General features: G+C 71.4%; 15 protein-coding genes. 11 read left to right on the top strand and 4 right to left on the bottom strand.

Annotation, left to right across the window (positions count from 1 at the left end; translation table 11 throughout):
* The first annotated feature begins 149 nt into the window (after positions 1 to 149).
* Positions 150 to 1,892 (top strand): DAK2 domain-containing protein, encoded by a 1,743-nt coding sequence (locus ACIP79_RS25415; RefSeq protein WP_401226886.1) that lies wholly within the window; start codon positions 150 to 152, stop codon positions 1,890 to 1,892.
* Between the two features lie 66 nt (positions 1,893 to 1,958).
* On the opposite strand, the gene ACIP79_RS25410 is transcribed toward ACIP79_RS25415, so the two are convergent.
* Both ACIP79_RS25410 and ACIP79_RS25405 read right to left on the bottom strand, forming a co-directional pair.
* Entirely contained in the window at positions 1,959 to 5,195 is a 3,237-nt protein-coding gene (locus tag ACIP79_RS25410; RefSeq protein ID WP_401226884.1) for a tetratricopeptide repeat protein, read from the bottom strand.
* On the bottom strand, positions 5,192 to 7,030 hold the full coding sequence (locus ACIP79_RS25405) for an HSP90 family protein (protein WP_401226882.1): 1,839 nt from the start codon (positions 7,028 to 7,030) through the stop codon (positions 5,192 to 5,194). The genes ACIP79_RS25410 and ACIP79_RS25405 overlap by 4 nt, the downstream gene beginning before the upstream one ends.
* A 163-nt stretch (positions 7,031 to 7,193) precedes the next feature.
* Here ACIP79_RS25405 and recG point away from each other — a divergent pair, with 163 nt between their 5' ends.
* The 8 genes from recG (at position 7,194) to mutM (ending at position 14,606) form a co-directional block, all read left to right on the top strand.
* Complete coding sequence (gene recG, locus ACIP79_RS25400) at positions 7,194 to 9,413, top strand: ATP-dependent DNA helicase RecG (RefSeq protein WP_401226880.1); 2,220 nt, start codon at positions 7,194 to 7,196, stop codon at positions 9,411 to 9,413.
* 110 nt (positions 9,414 to 9,523) lie between these two features.
* Positions 9,524 to 10,111: a 16S rRNA (guanine(966)-N(2))-methyltransferase RsmD gene (gene rsmD / locus ACIP79_RS25395; RefSeq protein ID WP_401226878.1), complete on the top strand. Its 588-nt coding sequence runs from the start codon at positions 9,524 to 9,526 to the stop codon at positions 10,109 to 10,111.
* A 26-nt stretch (positions 10,112 to 10,137) separates the two neighbouring features.
* Positions 10,138 to 10,617: a pantetheine-phosphate adenylyltransferase gene (gene coaD / locus ACIP79_RS25390; RefSeq protein WP_383684248.1), complete on the top strand. Its 480-nt coding sequence runs from the start codon at positions 10,138 to 10,140 to the stop codon at positions 10,615 to 10,617.
* 110 nt (positions 10,618 to 10,727) lie between these two features.
* Positions 10,728 to 11,807 (top strand): ATP synthase F0 subunit B, encoded by a 1,080-nt coding sequence (locus ACIP79_RS25385; protein ID WP_401226876.1) that lies wholly within the window; start codon positions 10,728 to 10,730, stop codon positions 11,805 to 11,807.
* 128 nt (positions 11,808 to 11,935) lie between these two features.
* Complete coding sequence (locus ACIP79_RS25380) at positions 11,936 to 12,589, top strand: YceD family protein (RefSeq protein WP_401226874.1); 654 nt, start codon at positions 11,936 to 11,938, stop codon at positions 12,587 to 12,589.
* A gap of 2 nt (positions 12,590 to 12,591) precedes the next feature.
* Entirely contained in the window at positions 12,592 to 12,765 is a 174-nt protein-coding gene (gene rpmF, locus ACIP79_RS25375; RefSeq protein WP_033321093.1) for a 50S ribosomal protein L32, read from the top strand.
* Between the two features lie 19 nt (positions 12,766 to 12,784).
* Positions 12,785 to 13,627, top strand: coding sequence for a ribonuclease III (gene rnc / locus ACIP79_RS25370; protein ID WP_401226873.1), 843 nt, complete (start codon positions 12,785 to 12,787; stop codon positions 13,625 to 13,627).
* A gap of 118 nt (positions 13,628 to 13,745) precedes the next feature.
* Positions 13,746 to 14,606 carry a bifunctional DNA-formamidopyrimidine glycosylase/DNA-(apurinic or apyrimidinic site) lyase gene (gene mutM / locus ACIP79_RS25365; RefSeq protein ID WP_401226872.1) on the top strand — a complete coding sequence of 287 codons (861 nt, stop codon included), beginning with the start codon at positions 13,746 to 13,748 and terminating at the stop codon, positions 14,604 to 14,606.
* A gap of 60 nt (positions 14,607 to 14,666) precedes the next feature.
* Here mutM and ACIP79_RS25360 read toward each other — a convergent pair whose 3' ends face one another.
* Both ACIP79_RS25360 and ACIP79_RS25355 read right to left on the bottom strand, forming a co-directional pair.
* The gene (locus ACIP79_RS25360) at positions 14,667 to 15,080 is read right to left on the bottom strand and encodes a winged helix-turn-helix transcriptional regulator (RefSeq protein ID WP_401226871.1); all 414 of its coding nucleotides are present in this window, start codon (positions 15,078 to 15,080) and stop codon (positions 14,667 to 14,669) included.
* A gap of 86 nt (positions 15,081 to 15,166) precedes the next feature.
* Complete coding sequence (locus ACIP79_RS25355; protein ID WP_401226869.1) at positions 15,167 to 16,138, bottom strand: CAP domain-containing protein; 972 nt, start codon at positions 16,136 to 16,138, stop codon at positions 15,167 to 15,169.
* Between the two features lie 141 nt (positions 16,139 to 16,279).
* Between ACIP79_RS25355 and ACIP79_RS25350 the strand changes: the two genes are divergently transcribed.
* Complete coding sequence (locus tag ACIP79_RS25350) at positions 16,280 to 16,561, top strand: acylphosphatase (RefSeq protein ID WP_383686129.1); 282 nt, start codon at positions 16,280 to 16,282, stop codon at positions 16,559 to 16,561.
* 387 nt (positions 16,562 to 16,948) lie between these two features.
* Positions 16,949 to 17,149 (top strand): hypothetical protein, encoded by a 201-nt coding sequence (locus ACIP79_RS25345; protein ID WP_365428924.1) that lies wholly within the window; start codon positions 16,949 to 16,951, stop codon positions 17,147 to 17,149.
* The last annotated feature ends 55 nt before the right edge of the window (positions 17,150 to 17,204 follow it).

Raw genomic sequence — 17,204 nt, 5'->3', positions numbered from 1 at the left:
CATACAACGACTGCGTCCAGAGAACGAAACTACCATGGCTGCTCAGGGCTCCGCCCCGGCCCTCAGAGCCCCTCAACAGGGCCACCTACCGACAGTAACCCCTTCTGGGTCTACGCTGCGTCCACGTCCAGCAGCTCAAGGAGGCGCAGGTGCCCAAGGTGCCGCAGACGTTCGATGCTCTCGCGGTGCGCACCTGGTGCGGCCTCGCGCTGGAGGCGCTGGGACGGGCGCGCGAGGAGATCGACGCGATCAACGTCTACCCGGTGGCCGACGGGGACACCGGCACCAACCTGTATCTGACGCTGGAGTCGGCGAACGCCGCGGTCGAGGCCGTCTTCGCGGGGCACGAGCTCGGCGCCGCCCATGACGCCGGCGCGGGCCGCGAACCCGGCGTGAGCGAGCCGACGCTCGCCGACGCGGCCGGGGCGATGGCGCACGGGGCACTGATCGGGGCCCGGGGCAATTCGGGGACCATCCTGGCGCAGCTGTTGCGCGGTATGGCGCAGGTGCTCGCCGTCGGCGGTGAGACCGCTCACATCGACGGGCCGGGCCTGCGGATCGCCCTCCGGAAGGCCGCCGACTCCGCCCGCCAGGCCGTCGCCCACCCCGTCGAGGGCACCGTCCTCACCGTCGCCTCAGCCGCCGCCGACGCCGCCACCGGCACGGAGGGGGACTGCGGCACGGTGGCGCGGGCGGCGTACGAGGGGGCGCGGGCGGCCCTCGCGGCGACTCCCGGACAACTGGCCGTCCTGGAGCGCGCCGGGGTCGTGGACGCGGGCGGGCGAGGGCTGGTGGCAGTGCTGGGGGCTCTCGTGGAGACGCTCACGGGGGAGGCCCCGAAGGCTCCCGCCGGACCCGCCGAGGTGCACGCGCGCGTGGTGATGGCCCGCGCCGCCGTCGACATCGTCGGTGTCGGCATCGGAGGGGTGCACGCCGACGTGTGCGCGGACCCGGTGCCGGAGGAGGGCGGGCCCGCCTTCGAGGTGATCTACCTCCTGGAGGCGGAGGACGAGTCCGTGGCCCGGCTGCGGGGCCGGCTCGACCGGCTGGGCGACTCGCTCGTCGTGGTCGGCGGGGACGGGCTGTGGAACGTCCATGTGCACGTGGACGACGCGGGCGCCGCCGTGGAGGCGGGCGTCGAGGCCGGACGGCCCTACCGCATCCGGATCACGCACTTCGGACTCGGGGACGTCCACACCGGCGGCCCGGGGAGGCCGCCCCGGGAGCCTGCCCAGCGCGCCGTCGTGGCGGTCGTGCCCGGTGAGGGCCTGGCCGGGCTGTACGCGGAGGCAGGGGCCACCACCGTGCTCGCGCGGCCGGGGGAGCCACCCGCGAGCGGCGAGCTCGTCGAGGCCGTACGGCGTGCCCACGCGCGCGAGGTGGTCCTGCTGCCCAACGACGCCGACCTGCGCCACACCGCGGCCGCCGCCGCCGAGCAGGCGCGCGCGGACGGCGTCAGGGTCGCGCTGATCCCCACCCGCTCAGCGGTCCAGGGGATCGCCGCGCTCGCCGTCCACGAGCCGGAACGCCGCTTCGACGAGGACGTCGTCGCCATGACCTCCGCGGCGGGCGCCACCCGCTACGCCGAGGTCGCCGTCGCGGAGCGCCAGTCCTGGACCATGGCGGGCATCTGCCAGGCCGGTGACGTCCTCGGCCTCATCGACGGCGACGTCGCCGTCATCGGCTCCGACCTCACCGTCACGGCCGAAGCCGTCCTCGACCGGATGCTCGCCGCCGGCGGCGAGATGGTCACCCTCGTCCTGGGCGACGAGGCACCCGAGGCCATCGCCGCCCACCTGGAGTCCCGCGTCCGTGAGTCGTATCTCGCGGTGGACACGGTGGTGTACCGGGGTGGGCGGCAGGGGGCGTTGCTGCTGATCGGGGTGGAGTAGCCGGTACGGGGGCGGAGGCGTCGCCGGGTCTCAGGACCCGTCGGGTGCCTCCGCCCACGGCTCCGGTCAGCTCTCCGGACGCGTCGCTGCCGGCGTCGCCGGTGCCGTCGCCTTGAGGATGCTCTCCGCCTCCGAGCGTCGGGCGTCCGCGGTCTCGCCCTCCAGCCCCGTGTAGGCGGAAAGCACTCCACGCGCGCGTGCCGCGGCCGCGGCGGGCCGGTGAAGGTCCGCCTCCAGCCAGCCGGCGGCGAGTTCGGCGCCGGTGCGCACGTCGACGACCTCGTCGCCCAGGGACGCGAACACGGAGATCGCCTCGGTGACGTGGGTCAGGGCCTCCTCGTAGGCGGCGCCTGCCGATGCCTCCGCGGCGTCCTCCGGCACGGAACGTGCCACCAGGTCGCCGAACTGACGGTGGGTGTGGCCGAGTTCGGCGACGAGACGGAGAGCGGCGTCGGTGTCCGTGTCGTCGGCGGTGCCGCTGTCGTCGGCCGGGTGCGGGTTCCCGGCGTCGGCCTCGATACCGGCCCTGCCGCCGAACTCGGTTGCGGTTGCGGCCGTGGCTGACGTCTCGGCCGACTCGGAGGCGACCTGCGCGGCCCGGATCGCGATCTCGCACTCCCGCACCGCCGCCGCCATCAACTCGCGTGCCCCGTCGAGCCCGGCTTCCCCTCGTGCGGCCGACCACGCGCGGGCCCGTAGCGAACGGACCAGCCCGTGGACGTTCCCCAGCTCGCGCCAGAGATCGCCGGCGCGCTCGTACGCCTGGTCCGCCTGGGCCGGCAGCCCGGCGTGCCCGAGGGCCTCGGCGGCGAGATGGGCGAGCATCGCGTGGTCGCGCTGTTCGGGCCAGTGGCGGGCGATGTCGGCGGCCCGCAGCCAGCGATCGGCCGCCTCGCGGTGATCGCCGAGTTCGGTGAGGCAGTCGCCGAGCCACCACTGGGTCTGCACGATGGCGCCGTCGCCGTGCATGTCGGTCGTCAGGTCGGGCAGCGCCGACTCCAGGATCTCGGCCGCCTCGGCCCAACGCCCCTGACGGACCAGGAAACCGCCGAGCTGATGCCGCGCCCAGGCGCCGAACGTGGCGCTCTGGCCCGCTTCGTCGGCCCAGTGCGCGGCCTCCAGGGCGTGATCGGCCGCGGGCCCGAACTGCCCGGTGCCGCCGAGGATCTCGGCGAGCTGGAGGTGCAACTGCGCTTGGCCCGGGGCCTCCAGGTAAGTCCCGCCGTGCTCCAGTGCCCCGCGTGCCGCCCGTTCCGCCGCTTCGAAGTCGCCCAGGTGCAGCGCGATTCCGGCGAGCCGTGCCTCGTGCTCCACCGCGAACCACGGCAGTCCGGCCGACACGTACGTCCCGACGGCACGGCCGAGCAACTCCGCGGCCTCCTCGACGTCCCCGGCACGCGCGGCGAGCTCTCCGAGCATCGCCTGCGCCTCCGCGGCCCGCGATGCCAGCCGCGCGTCGTCCTCGGCATACGGCCCGGTGAGAGCCAGCAGCTCACGTGCGGCGGCCTCGGCGGCGGGCACGGGGGTGAGGCGGGGCGTGCTCGCGGACACGTGCGCGGCCGCGTGCTCGGGTGACCCCGCGACCGGCGTGGCACGGTCGCCTTCACGCGAGCCCGTATCTCCGGCCGTACCGGTCTCCTCGCCCGCACCGGTACCCGTACCCGTGCTTCCGGCATCCGCTTCCTCGGCTTCCAGCCGATGCATCAGGATCCGCGCCCGCCCCACCAGCACGGACGCCGTCTGGGACACCCCAGTCCCGCCCGCCGCGTGGAGCGCGAGTGCCTGTTCGTACAGCTCCGAGGCGGTGGTGAGGGCCTCGTCCGTGCCGCCGGTGAGGGCGAGGACGTACGCGGCGCGGGTACGGGCCGCGAGGGCCTCGCCGGGGTCGCCCGCCTCGGCGTAGAGCTCGGCGGCGCGGTGGAAGAGGTCGATGCCCTCCGGGCCGCGCTCCATCGCCGCGTGGTCGGCGACCTCCGCGCGGTCGCGGACGTCCAGCTCGTGGCCCTCGGCGGCACGCGAGACCGCCGCCCAGGCGTCGACGGCGTCCGGGCTCCGGGACTCCGACAGACGCCGGGCCTCGGCGAGCAGCGCGGACAGGTCGGGCTCGGCGGCCTGCGCGGCCTCGGCGGCCGGTTCCGCGACGGCGGAGGGACGGGACGCGTGCGCCGTGGCCACGGAGCGCGCGGAACGCACGCCCAGCGGCAGGCGGCCGACGAGCGGCGACCGGTCCATCCGCGTCCGCGCACGGGCGCTGACGTACGACGTGCCGTTGCGCGCGTCGAACCGCGCCGCCAGCGAAAGCACCTCCCCGCGCGCGTGGGCGGCGAGGTCGCGGGCGGTCCAGGCGCGGCCGGCCGGACCGGGAACCGTCTCATCCCCGAGCCCGAGCGAGGACAGCCGGTCCATCAGGAGGGTCACCACCGCCATGAAGTCCAGCTTGCTGCGCGGATCCCCGGAGTCGGTGAAGTACGCGGGGCGCTCGGCGAGCAGTTCGAGTGCCCGAGCTTCGTTGCCGGAGAGGGCGCAGAACTCCACGTGGTCCGCGTAGGCGCCGCGCATGCTCTCCATGGCGCGGACCAGCCGGAACCCGCGCAGATGGTTGGCGCGTGCCTCGTCCACGCGCCCGAGGCGCAGCAGGGGCACCAGGGAGGACGCGAGGACGGTGTGCGGCTCGTGGGCGCAGGAGTACTCGCCCTCCAGGACCGGTCCCCAAAGCTCCAGCGCCTGGGCGTCGGAGCCGCGCTGGGCCCGCCACCACCCCTGCCCGTGCAGCTCGCACGCGTGGCAGTCGGCCATGCTGTCCCGGTCGGCGGCCAGCCAGGCGGCGTACGCCCGCTCGGCGCGGTCCAGGTCCCCCAGGTGCGCGGCCACGCTGAACTCGGCGCTGCGCACGGCCCGTTCGGAGTGCCCGGCCAGCCGGTAGCGGTGCTCCATCTCGCCGAGCCACTTCTCTATGGAGGCGAGCGGAACGTGCGGCTGGTCCAGCATCCCGGCCGACATCCACTTGAAGACCCAGTGCAGCGAGTGGATCTCGTACTGGTCGAAGTCCTCGGGGCGTTCGTCCCACATGCGCAGCAGGCGCGCGAAGGGGACGAACATCTTGTCCTTCTCGGAGCTGTAGTTGTAGACCTTCAGCTGGTGTCCGAGCGCCTCGATGACCGCGAGAGGGATGCCGAGTTTCTCCGCCGAGAGCAACAGCTGCTCCGCGCGCGCGTTGCGGGCGGGTCCCTCGGGCCGGTCGAAGTTGTCCGCCATCGCCTGGCGCAGGGTGTCGAAGTCGGTGACCGCGTCGAACTCGCTCATCGGTGGCCGTCCTCCCCGGAGTCGGTGTGGGTGGCCCATTCGAGGAGGCCGATGAACGCGCGGTTCAGGAGCGCGGAGTCCGCCGGCCGCAGCGGGCGCTGGGCCATCAGCAGGGCCTGTCCGTAGAGGGACTCCGTGGCGGTGCCGATCAGTTCGGGGTCCTTGAGCGAACTGATGCGCCGGATCAGCGGGTTGAGATGGTTGAGCACCAGACGCGCGCGTGGAGTGCTGCCGCGCAGCGAGCCGAGGATGCCCGCCCACAGGTCGTCGGCCTGGTCCTCGGCCTCCGCGCGGGCCTGCTCGTGCCGGGCCGCCCGGTCGTCCAGGTGCAGCGCCGGGACCGAGAGCGGATGGAAGGCGCGCAGGACCACGTCGCAGCCCAGGGGGTCGAGTTTCGCGCGCGCCGCTCCCAGGAAGGCCGCCAGCGCCAGTTCCTCGGCCGGGTCGACCGAGTCCAGGTGCGCCGTGACGGTATCGGCGTCCAGCTCCGAGACGACCGTCCCGGGACGCACCGACGGCAGGGCCTCGACCAGCTCGCTGTCGTACGTGTAGCCGCCGTTGACGACCCCGACGCCCTGCGCGGAGGCGATCGGCGCGACCTGGCGGTACTCCTCCACGGTCCGCGTGAAGTGCACCACCGGGTGCCGCTGCGCGAACTCCTCCAGGGAGAGCCGTCCGTCGGTCGTCTCGAAGGGCAGCCACGGCAGCATCGTGCGCAGCATCTCGGGGTCGTGCCTGGCCAGCGACTTCACGCCCAGGTGGTGGACCGACAGGAAGGCCGCGAGCCGCTCCGGGTCACCGGCCGCGAGACCGGTCAGCCAGGACCGGATCCGCTCGCCCAGTGCCTCCCGTACGGCGGCGAGCGTCTCGTCCTCGTACAGCGACTCGCGCGACGCGGTGGGCCGCAGGCTGTCCGTGTCCAGGACGCAGCGGACGAAGAACGCCCAGTCGGGCAGCAGCTGTTCGGCCCGCTCGGTGAGCAGCATGCCCTTCAGGTGCACGCGGTGGCTCGCGCGCTGGGCGGGGCTGACCGAGGACGGCAGGACGTACGCGACGCCCCGGATCCCGGCGAGCGGCACGTCCAGGTCGATCGAGTCCAGCGGCGTGAACCCGAACAGGTCGTGGCAGTGCCGCGCGAGGGCCACCCGCCGGTTGGCGGGGCTCGGGTACGCGCGGTCCCAGGGCGCCGGAAGGTCCGTGATCGCCTCGTCGCCGACCCGTACGTCGTACGGCAGCAGCGCGCCGAAGTCCCGTGCCAGCGACCGGACCTTGTCCTCCGTGAGCCACTCGCCGGCGCCGGCCCGCGCCACCAGGTGCACGGTGGTGCCCGGTTCGGTGCGGGCCTCGAGCGGCAGGGTGCGCACGGTGTAGGAGCCGTCGTCGGCCGCCGTCCACTCCACGGGTGCCGCGTCGGGCGTGCGGGCGCTGCGGCTGACGACCCGGATGCGCTCGGCGACCACGAAACACGCCAGCAGGCCGATGCCGAACTGGCCCAGGAAGTCGGAACGCGCCGACTCCAGACCGTCGTTGCGCTTGGAGCTGCGGCCGATGGTCGCGAGGAGGCTGTGCACGTCGGACTCGGTCAGCCCGATCCCGGAGTCCTCCACGCGCAGGGCGCCGTCCTCGGCGTACAGGCGCACCGTGGCAGGCGCGTCCGGCTGTTCCGCGCGCCGTGCGGTGATCGCGTCCACGGCGTTCTGAAGCAGCTCGCGCAGATAGACCTTGGGACTGGAGTAGAGGTGATGGGAGAGCAGGTCCACCAAACCGCGCAGGTCGACCTGGAACGTATGAGGTGACTGGGATGCCTGGGATGACTGTGAGGTCTGGGAGTCCATCGTCGCAGCGCCGGTGGGGGGACTGGCGACGGCGCGGGGTCGGGCGGTCCCGGTGGACGGTGACCGCGAAGAGGTCCGGAGTCGGTCATCCTAGGCCCCGAACGACCCGCCTGACCAGCGGATTTCCAGGACGTATACGGCATTGTCAGTGCGGTGGTGTGCAATGGATCTCGTGTCCGTGCTCGAAGAACCACTGAAGAATGCGCTCGGCTCCGCCACCGCGAAGGTGATGGCCGAGCACCTCGGCCTGCACACCGTGGGCGATCTGCTGCACCACTATCCCCGTAGATACGAGGAGCGCGGACAGCTCACCCACCTCGCCGACCTGCCCATGGACGAGCACGTGACGGTGGTCGCCCAGGTCGCCGACGCCCGGCTGCACACCTTCGCCTCGTCGAAGGCCCCGCGCGGCAAGGGCCAGCGCCTCGAAGTGACCATCACGGACGGCAGCGGCCGACTCCAGCTGGTCTTCTTCGGCCACGGCGTGCACAAGCCCCACAAGGATCTGCTGCCCGGCACGCGCGCGATGTTCTCCGGCAAGGTCTCCGTCTTCAACCACCGCCTCCAGCTCGCCCACCCCGCGTACGAGCTGCTGCGCGGCGACGACGACGAGGCGAGCGAGTCCGTCGGCTCCTGGGCGGGGGCCCTGATCCCGCTCTACCCGGCCACCGCCAAGCTGGAGTCCTGGAAGATCGCCAAGTCGGTGCAGACGGTGCTGCCGAACGCACAGGAGGCCGTCGACCCGCTCCCCGACCCGCTGCGCGACGGCCGGGGGCTCGTCACCCTCCCCGAGGCGCTCCTGAAGATCCACCGCCCGCAGACCACGGCGGACGTCCACGACGCCCGCGCCCGCCTCAAATGGGACGAGGCCTTCGTCCTCCAGGTCGCGCTGGCCCGCCGTCGATACGCCGACGCCCAACTCCCCGCCGTGGCAAGGGAACCCAAGCCCGCAGGCCTCCTCACCGCCTTCGATGCCAAGCTTCCCTTCACCCTCACCGAGGGCCAGCGGAAGGTCTCCAAGGAGATCTTCGGCGACCTCGCGACCGAACACCCGATGCACCGGCTGCTCCAGGGCGAGGTCGGATCCGGGAAGACGATGGTGGCCCTGCGAGCCATGCTCGCCGTCGTCGACGCGGGCGGACAGGCCGCGATGCTCGCGCCCACCGAGGTCCTCGCCCAGCAGCACCACCGGTCGATCACCGAGATGATGGGCGAACTGGCCGAGGGCGGGACCCTCTCGGCGGTCGAGCACTCCACGAAGATCGTGCTGCTCACCGGTTCCATGGGCGCCGCGGCCCGGCGCCGGGCGCTGCTGGATCTCGTCACCGGTGAGGCCGGGATCGTCATCGGCACGCACGCGCTGATCGAGGACAAGGTGCAGTTCCACGATCTGGGACTGGTCGTGGTCGACGAGCAGCACCGGTTCGGTGTCGAGCAGCGTGACGCCCTGCGCGGCAAGGGCAAGCAGCCCCCGCATCTGCTGGTCATGACGGCCACGCCCATTCCGCGCACCGTGGCGATGACCGTCTTCGGGGACCTGGAGACCTCGGTCCTGGACCAGCTCCCCGCCGGCCGCTCGCCGATCGCCAGCCATGTCGTCCCCGCCGCCGACAAGCCCCACTTCCTGTCGCGCGCGTGGGAGCGCGTGCGCGAGGAAGTGGAGAACGGCCATCAGGGGTACGTCGTCTGCCCCCGCATCGGCGACGAGGAGGACGGCTCCGGCAAGGCCAAGGGCAAGAAGAAGGCCCCCGAGGACGAGGCCGAGAAGCGCCCGCCGCTCGCCGTCCTGGACATCGCCGACCAGCTCGCCAACGGCTCCCTCCAGGGCCTCAGGGTGGAGGTCCTGCACGGCAGGATGCAGCCCGACGACAAGGACGCCGTCATGCGCCGCTTCGCCGCGGGCGAGACCGACGTCCTGGTCGCGACGACCGTGATCGAGGTCGGGGTGAACGTGCCGAACGCGACGGCGATGGTGATCATGGACGCCGACCGGTTCGGTGTGTCCCAGCTCCATCAGCTGCGCGGCCGGGTCGGCCGAGGCTCCGCCCCCGGACTGTGCCTGCTGGTCACCGAGATGCCGGAGGCGAGCCCGGCACGCCAGCGGCTGAACGCGGTGGCGTCCACGCTCGACGGCTTCGAGCTCTCCCGCATCGACCTCGAACAGCGCCGCGAGGGCGACGTCCTCGGCCAGGCCCAGTCCGGCGTCCGCTCCTCACTGCGGATGCTGGCCGTCATCGAGGACGAGGAGATCATCGCCGAGGCCCGCGAGGAGGCCACCGCGGTCGTCGCGGCCGACCCCGACCTCACCGGCGTCCCCGGCCTGCGTACGGCCCTCCAGGCGCTCCTGGACGAGGAGAGGGAGCAGTATCTCGACAAGGGATGACAAGGGACGACAAGGGATGAGTGGCGGCACCTGACAGGCGGTTCCCGCCCGGCGGCTGAGAGACTGGGGCCGGCATCCCGTCGCCCTTCCCACCAGTGCAGAGGACCCTCATGACTCGCGTGATCGCCGGCCTGGCCGGTGGACGCCGACTGGCCGTTCCGCCGGGCACGGGCACCCGGCCCACCTCCGACCGGGCGCGCGAGGGACTCTTCTCGACCTGGCGGTCGCTGCTCGGCGGCCCCCTGGAGGGCGAGCGCGTCCTCGACCTGTACGCCGGGTCGGGCGCCATCGGCCTGGAGGCGCTGAGCCGCGGCGCCGGACACACCCTGCTCGTCGAGGCCGACGCCCGCGCGGCCCGCGTCATCCGCGAGAACGTGAAGACACTGGGCCTGCCCGGCGCCGAGGTCAGGACGGGCAAAGCCGAACAGATCGTCCGGAGTCCGGCGCCCTCGGACCCGTACGACCTCGTCTTCCTCGACCCCCCGTACGCCGTCTCGGACGAGGATCTTCGCGAGATCCTGCTCACACTCCGGACGGGGGGCTGGCTCGCGGCCGAAGCCCTCGTCACCGTGGAGCGCAGCACCAGAGGCGGCGATTTCGGGTGGCCGATCGGTTTCGAGGCGATCAGGGCCCGTCGTTACGGCGAGGGGACGTTTTGGTACGGTCGCGCCGCCGCTACGTGCGAAGACGCACGATGACCGGACTGGAGAGCGAGGGACCTCAGTTGCGCCGCGCCGTCTGTCCCGGGTCGTTCGACCCGATCACCAACGGACATCTCGACATCATCGCCAGAGCCTCGAAGCTGTACGACGTCGTGCACGTGGCTGTGATGATCAACCAGTCCAAGAAGGGTCTCTTCGAGATCGACGAGCGGATCGACCTGATCCGCGAGGTCACCGCCGAATTCGGCAACGTCGAGGTCGAGGCGTTCCACGGCCTCCTCGTCGACTTCTGCAAGCAGCGCGACATCCCCGCGATCGTCAAGGGCCTGCGCGCCGTCAGCGACTTCGACTACGAGTTGCAGATGGCCCAGATGAACATCGGCCTGTCGGGAGTGGAGACCCTCTTCGTCCCCACCAACCCCACGTACAGCTTCCTGTCCTCCTCGCTCGTCAAGGAGGTCGCGACCTGGGGCGGCGACGTCTCCCACCTGGTGCCTCCCGTGGTCCTGGAGGCGCTCAAGGGGCGTCTCGCCAAGGACTGAGCCCCTCCGGGAGAACTGACAGTCCGTCACCCGGTGTCGGGCGGGGCGGGAGTGGTCGTACAGTCGACCCGTCCGTCTCCATCACAGTCGTAGAGAGTGGCGAGCACAGAGTGGACGTGCAGAAGAAGCTCGATGAGATCGTCGCGTCGGTCGGCAGCGCCCGTTCCATGCCCATGTCGGCCTCGTGCGTGGTCAACCGCGCCGAGCTGCTCGCCATGCTCGAAGAGGTGCGGCAGGCGCTGCCCGGCTCCCTGGCCCAGGCCGAGGAGCTGATCGGCGGCCGTGAGCAGATGGTCGAGCACGCCCGTCAGGAGGCCGAGCGGATCATCGAGACCGCGCACGCCGAGCGCGGCTCGCTGATCTCCGACACCGAGGTCGCCCGGCGCTCACAGGCCGAGGGCGAGCGCATCCTCAGCGAGGCCCGCAGGGAGGCCGAGGAGGTCCGCGCCGAGGCCGACGACTACGTCGACTCCAAGCTCGCCAACTTCGAGGTCGTCCTCACCAAGACCCTCGGCTCCGTGGGCCGCGGCCGCGAGAAGCTCCTCGGCACCGGCCCCGGCACCGACGAGCAGGGTTACGAGGACGAGGACGCCCCCGAGCGCAGCCACGACCCGGAGACCCTGCGCCGCAGCGCCGACGAGTACGTCGACGTCAAGCTCGGCGCCTTCGAGGCCGTCCTCGCCAAGACCCTGGACGCCGTCGGCCGCGGCCGGCAGAAGCTGCACGGCCGTATCGCCAGCGACGACCTCGGCCTCCTCACGGAGGACGGGACACCCGTGCACCACACGAACGACTCCGACTACCTGGCGGGTCTCGCGGGCACGGACGGCGCCGAGCAGCCCGCGGCGGCGCCCCAGGCTCCGGAGATCCCGGCCCAGCAGCCGGCCTACGCGCAGCAGGACACGTACGGCTACCAGCAGCAGCCCGCCGATCCCTACGGCTACCAGCAGCAGTACGCCCAGCAGGACCCGTACGGGTACCAGCAGCAGACCGCCGATCCGTACGCCGCCTACCCGCCGCAGCAGGGCTACGACCAGCAGGCGGGCTACGACCAGAGCGGGCAGCAGGGCTATGTCCAGCCGCAGGCGCACACTGACGACGCGCAGTCGCAGGCCCTCGACGAGACCAGCCTCTTCGACACCAGCATGATCAGCGCGGAGCAGCTGCGGGCGTACGAACAGGGGCGCTGACACCGGATTGGGCCGAGAGCGAAAGGTCCAGTATCCTGGCTCTTCGGTCGCTTGTACGTCCGCGATCACAGCTGCCCGGATCATCACGGGCGGCGACCCCCCTTGAGCTTCGAAGATCGAAAGCAGGAATGGCTCTGAACGCCCGCCTCGACCACCGCAACCCGCTCGTGTTCGACACACACGAGCTGGGGCGGCGTCCTGGCGCGCTCCAGCGCCTGTCCCGCACGATCGACGCCCCCAAGGATCTCGGGATCCAGGGAGTCATCGGAGTGCCGGAAGGCGCACCGGTGGAGCTCGACCTCCGGCTTGAGTCGGTCATGGAAGGGGTGCTTGTCACAGGCACCGCCCGTGCACTGGCCAAGGGGGAGTGCGTAAGGTGTCTGGAGCCGCTTGAGCTGGAGCTCGAAGCGGAATTCCAGGAGATGTTCTCGTACCCTGACGCCGACGACCGGGGCCGCCCCAAAGCGGAACCGGCCGACGACGCCGAGGACGACGAGGACACGCTCTTTCTCGAGGACGGCCTGTTCGACCTCGAAGTCGTGCTGCGTGATGCGGTGGTGCTCGCACTGCCGATGCAGCCGGTGTGCCAGGACGACTGCCCCGGCCTGTGCTCCGAATGCGGAGCCCGGCTCGCGGACGACCCGGACCACCGTCACGACGCCGTCGACATCCGTTGGGCGGCACTGCAGGGACTCGCCGGTTCACTCGAAGATGGCGAGAAGGACGAGTTGGACGGCGGCGCGCTTTCATCGGCGCCCGCCGACGAGAAGCAGGAGAAGTAGCCGTGGCTGTTCCGAAGCGGAAGATGTCGCGCAGCAACACGCGCCACCGCCGGTCGCAGTGGAAGGCTGCGGTCCCCAACCTGGTCGCGTGCGAGCGCTGCCACGAGCCCAAGCTGCAGCACATCGCGTGCCCCGCTTGCGGCACCTATAACAAGCGCCAGGTCCTCGAGGTCTGAGCGGCTGGTGAGAGGTCTGATGTCTGACGCCAAGGCGGACTCAACCGCCAAGAAAAAGGCGGACAACACAGCCTCGTCCCACACGCTTCTGGAAGGGCGGCTCGGCTACAAGCTCGAGTCCGCCCTTCTGGTGCGTGCGCTGACCCACCGTTCGTACGCGTACGAGAACGGCGGTCTGCCGACCAACGAACGCCTGGAGTTCCTCGGGGACTCCGTGCTCGGCCTCGTGGTCACGGACACGCTGTACCGCACTCACCCCGACCTCCCAGAAGGCCAACTGGCCAAGCTGCGGGCCGCGGTGGTCAACTCGCGTGCGCTTGCGGAAGTGGGTCGCGGCCTCGAACTCGGCTCCTTCATCCGGCTCGGCCGGGGCGAGGAAGGCACGGGAGGCCGGGACAAGGCGTCCATCCTTGCCGACACCCTTGAAGCGGTGATCGGCGCGGTCTATCTCGACCAGGGTCTGGACTCGGCGGGCGAACTCGTCCACCGGCTCTTCGACCCGCTCATCGAGAAGTCCTCGAATCTGGGCGCGGGCCTGGACTGGAAGACCAGTCTCCAGGAACTCACCGCGACCGAGGGGCTCGGCGTTCCCGAGTACCTGGTCTCGGAGACGGGCCCGGATCACGAGAAGACCTTTACTGCTGCCGCCCGCGTCGGAGGCGTCTCGTACGGCACCGGCACCGGCCGCAGCAAGAAGGAGGCGGAACAGCAGGCCGCGGAATCCGCGTGGCTTGCGATCCGTGCCGCCGCGGACGAACGCGTCAAGTCGGCCAGGGCCGCCGCGGAACAGGCGGCAGCCCAGGTCACCGAGGAGAACGCCGACACCCCCTCGGTTCCGACGAGCGATCCGGCCACGGCCTGATTCCTTCACCACCGCGGTGACCGACCCGCCGCGGCACCCGTGACACCCGCAGTATCCGAACCCCGTCGCAGCGCTCGCGCAGCGGCGGGGTTCGCATCGCGTTCTCCGGAGGAACACCGTGCCCGAGTTGCCCGAGGTCGAAGTCGTACGGCGCGGTCTGGAGCGCTGGGTCAGCGGGCGGGCGGTCAAGGCGGTGGAGGTGCGGCATCCGCGGGCCGTCCGGCGGCATCTCGCCGGGCCCGAGGGCTTCGCCAAGGCGCTCGTCGGCCAGAGAGTCGGCGAGGCCAGGCGCCGCGGCAAGTACCTGTGGCTGCCCCTCGCCGACTCCGCGTACTCCGTGCTCGCGCACCTCGGCATGAGCGGACAGCTCCTGGTGCAGCCCGAGAAGGCCGCGGACGAGAAGCACCTGCGGGTCCGCGTCCGCTTCGAGGACGCTCTCGGCACCGAACTGCGCTTCGTGGACCAGCGCACCTTCGGCGGTCTCTCCCTGCACGAGAACACCGCGGACGGACTCCCGGACGTCATCGCGCACATCGCCCGCGACCCGCTCGACCCGCTCTTCGACGACGCCGCGTTCCACACCGCGCTGCGCGGCCGCCGTACGACCATCAAGCGCGCGCTGCTCGACCAGTCGCTGATCAGCGGGGTCGGCAACATCTACGCGGACGAGGCGCTCTGGCGCTCCAGGCTGCACTACGAACGGCCCACGGGTACCTTCACCAAGCCGCACACCGCGGAGCTGCTCGGCCACATCCGCGATGTCATGAACGACGCCCTCGCCGCCGGCGGCACCAGCTTCGACAGCCTGTACGTCAACGTGAACGGGGAGTCGGGCTACTTCGACCGCTCGCTCGACGCGTACGGCCGCGAGGGCGAGCCCTGCGGGCGGTGCGGTACGCCGATGATGCGGCGCGCCTGGATGAACCGGTCCAGCTACTTCTGCCCGCGCTGCCAGCGGGCGCCGCGCGCGACCGCCTGAGCCCCCGCGCGTCCGTCCAGGACCCGCGTGTCCGCCCAGGACCCGCGTGTCCGGCTCGGGTCACTGAGCTGCGGCGCGTGCCTCGTCGTAGCGTTCGCGGGATTCCAGTACGTCGTCCATGCGGCCCTCCATGAAGCGGATGAGGGTCAGGAGGCGCTCGGCGACCTCGCGGCCGAGGGGAGTCAGCGTGTAGTCGACGCGTGGCGGGTTGGTCGGGCGTGCGTCGCGATGGACCAGGCCGTCGCGCTCCAGCGCCTGGAGGGTCTGGGAGAGCATCTTCTCGCTGACGCCGTCGACACGGCGGCGCAGCTCGTTGAAGCGGAAGGTGCCGGCGTGCAGCGCTCCCAGGGTGAGCGCGCCCCAGCGGCCCGTCACGTGCTCCAGCGTGCCCCGGGACGGGCAGTTCCGGGCGAACACGTCGTACGCGAAGTCCTGACGCCCGCCGCTCACGGCGGTCCCCACAGCTGGCTCCATGGTCGAAGCGTACTCTGACAGCGCCAACTGCGGGGGTGCGCTAACTAATCGACAGCGTGCTTGGTGGCAGCCGTACCGCGAACCGGTCAGTACCCGAAGTCCTGCGTCCACCAGGGGCCGCCCGTGCCGAGGTGCACGCCGACGCCGAGGGTCTTGAAGTCGCAGTTCAGGATGTTGGCGCGGTGGCCGGGGCTGTTCATCCAGGCGTCCATCACGGCCTCGGCGGTGGACTGCCCGCGGGCTATGTTCTCGCCGCCCAGGTTGCTGATCCCGACGGTGGCGGCACGGTCCCAGGGAGTGGCGCCGTCGGGGTCGGTGTGGTCGAAGAAGCCACGCGCGGCCATGTCCTCGCTGAAGACGGACGCCAGCTCGGTCAGGGCGCTGTTCGCGGCCACCGGGCTGCAGCCGGCCTTGGCGCGCTCCGTGTTGACCAGCGCGAGCACCGCGGTCTCGGCGGCGGTCTCGGCCGGCACCGCCACGGGCGCGGAGGTCTCAGGAGCCTCGGTGGGCTTCTTCTCGGCGGGCTTCGAAGGCGTCTTCGTCTTGCTGGGCTCCGCCGTGGGCTTCTTCTTCGCCGGTGCCGAGGCGGAAGGAGCCGTGGACGGCGTGGAGGGGGCGGCGGAGGGCGAGGCGGCGCGGTCGGCGTCACGGCTCGTCCCCGTGTCGTCGCGCTCGCTCTCCGCGCTTCCGGAGGTTCCGCCCTGCTCGGTCTCCAAGCTGGACGGGGAGCCGGCGGCCTGCACGTTGTCGGCGTTGCCGCCGCCACCGCCGATCGAGTAGTTCTCGCTGCCCGGCAGCACTCCGGTGGCGACGGCGACGGTGCCGAGGGCCACGGCGGCGGAGACGCCGAGCAGCCCCGTGCGTACCGGCGCGCCCTTCCGCTTGCGGTGCGAGCGGGCGCGGGCGTCGTCCGGGAGGTCGGCGACGGCCGCGTAGCCGTACAGGTTCTCCGGGCCGTAGGGGCCGGTGGTGACCGTGCGGTTCGTGCGGGTGTCAGTGCCCCCGGTGGCGCGACCTGTGGCGGCGCGGCCGGCGGCTGAGCGTCGGTGGCGTCCCATCTCCTGGCCTTCCTGATCTTGCGGTCAGCGAACCTCACCCTAAAGAGTGAGTTTCATATGAGACTCATTGGGTCGGGACGGTACCGCATGGCGCAAGGGAGGGAAGTGCCGCGAGAGACATTGTCCGGTTAGCGTGCACCTATGAACGAGGTTGCACGGGTGGTCATCTGGGTGCGCGGAAGGGTGCAAGGGGTGGGTTTCCGCTGGTTCACCCGGGCCAGAGCGCTGGAGATCGGGGAGCTGAGTGGTTTTGCTCTCAATCTCGAGGACGGACGCGTCCAAGTGGTCGCCGAAGGCCCCCGCGCCGGCTGCCAGAGCCTGCTCGACTGGCTCCAGGGCGACGACACACCCGGGCGTGTGGACGGAGTCACTGAGATCTGGGACACGCCCCGCGGGATCTACGACGGCTTCGCCATCCGCTGACGGAGACGCCGAGACCGGCCGGTCCGGAGCGCCGGGACATGCCACGGGCACCTGCCGGAAGCAGAAAGGCCCAGGTGGTTGCCAAGAATGACAGGTCGTGGCAGGCTCCGCGGTTACGGATGATCTCCCCGCCCCCAGGGCCCCGCAGGAGTCGCAGCGCCGCCCGCAAGGGGCCGCGCGCCCCAGCCTTGCCCGCCATTGCGGGGCGTGATCGTGTTGACCGTCAAACTTTTTGGTGAGACGCTGAAAGCCCCGCGCACCTTAGCTGTTTGGCATGTGGAACAGCAGCAAGAACTTAAAAGTGTCAAGCATCGCGGGTGCGATTCCCTCACGACCCATCGACCCACACCGTTTCGGTCGGTCACTCAGTGTGGAGGACCATCCATCATGGCAAAGGCGCTTCTCGGTTACGTCGGCGGTTCCGACCCGCGACTCATTGCCGAGATGCGACGGCTCCAGCAGCGCGTACAGGACCTCGAATCCGAGCTCGGACGGATCCAGGCCGAGAACGACGCGCTCGCGGCTGCCGCTTCTCACGACTCGCTTCTCGATCTCGACGTACCCCAGGCGGAGCCTGCGCTCACCTGATCACCGCATCGCACCACGACAGCGGTGGTCGGGAAGCTCACATCAACCGCTAAGT

The sequence above is a fragment of the Streptomyces sp. NPDC088747 genome (assembly GCF_044751025.1).
Lineage (GTDB): Bacteria > Actinomycetota > Actinomycetes > Streptomycetales > Streptomycetaceae > Streptomyces.
Note: the sequence above shows the minus strand (reverse complement) of the source record. Positions and strands in the feature narration are given on the sequence as shown.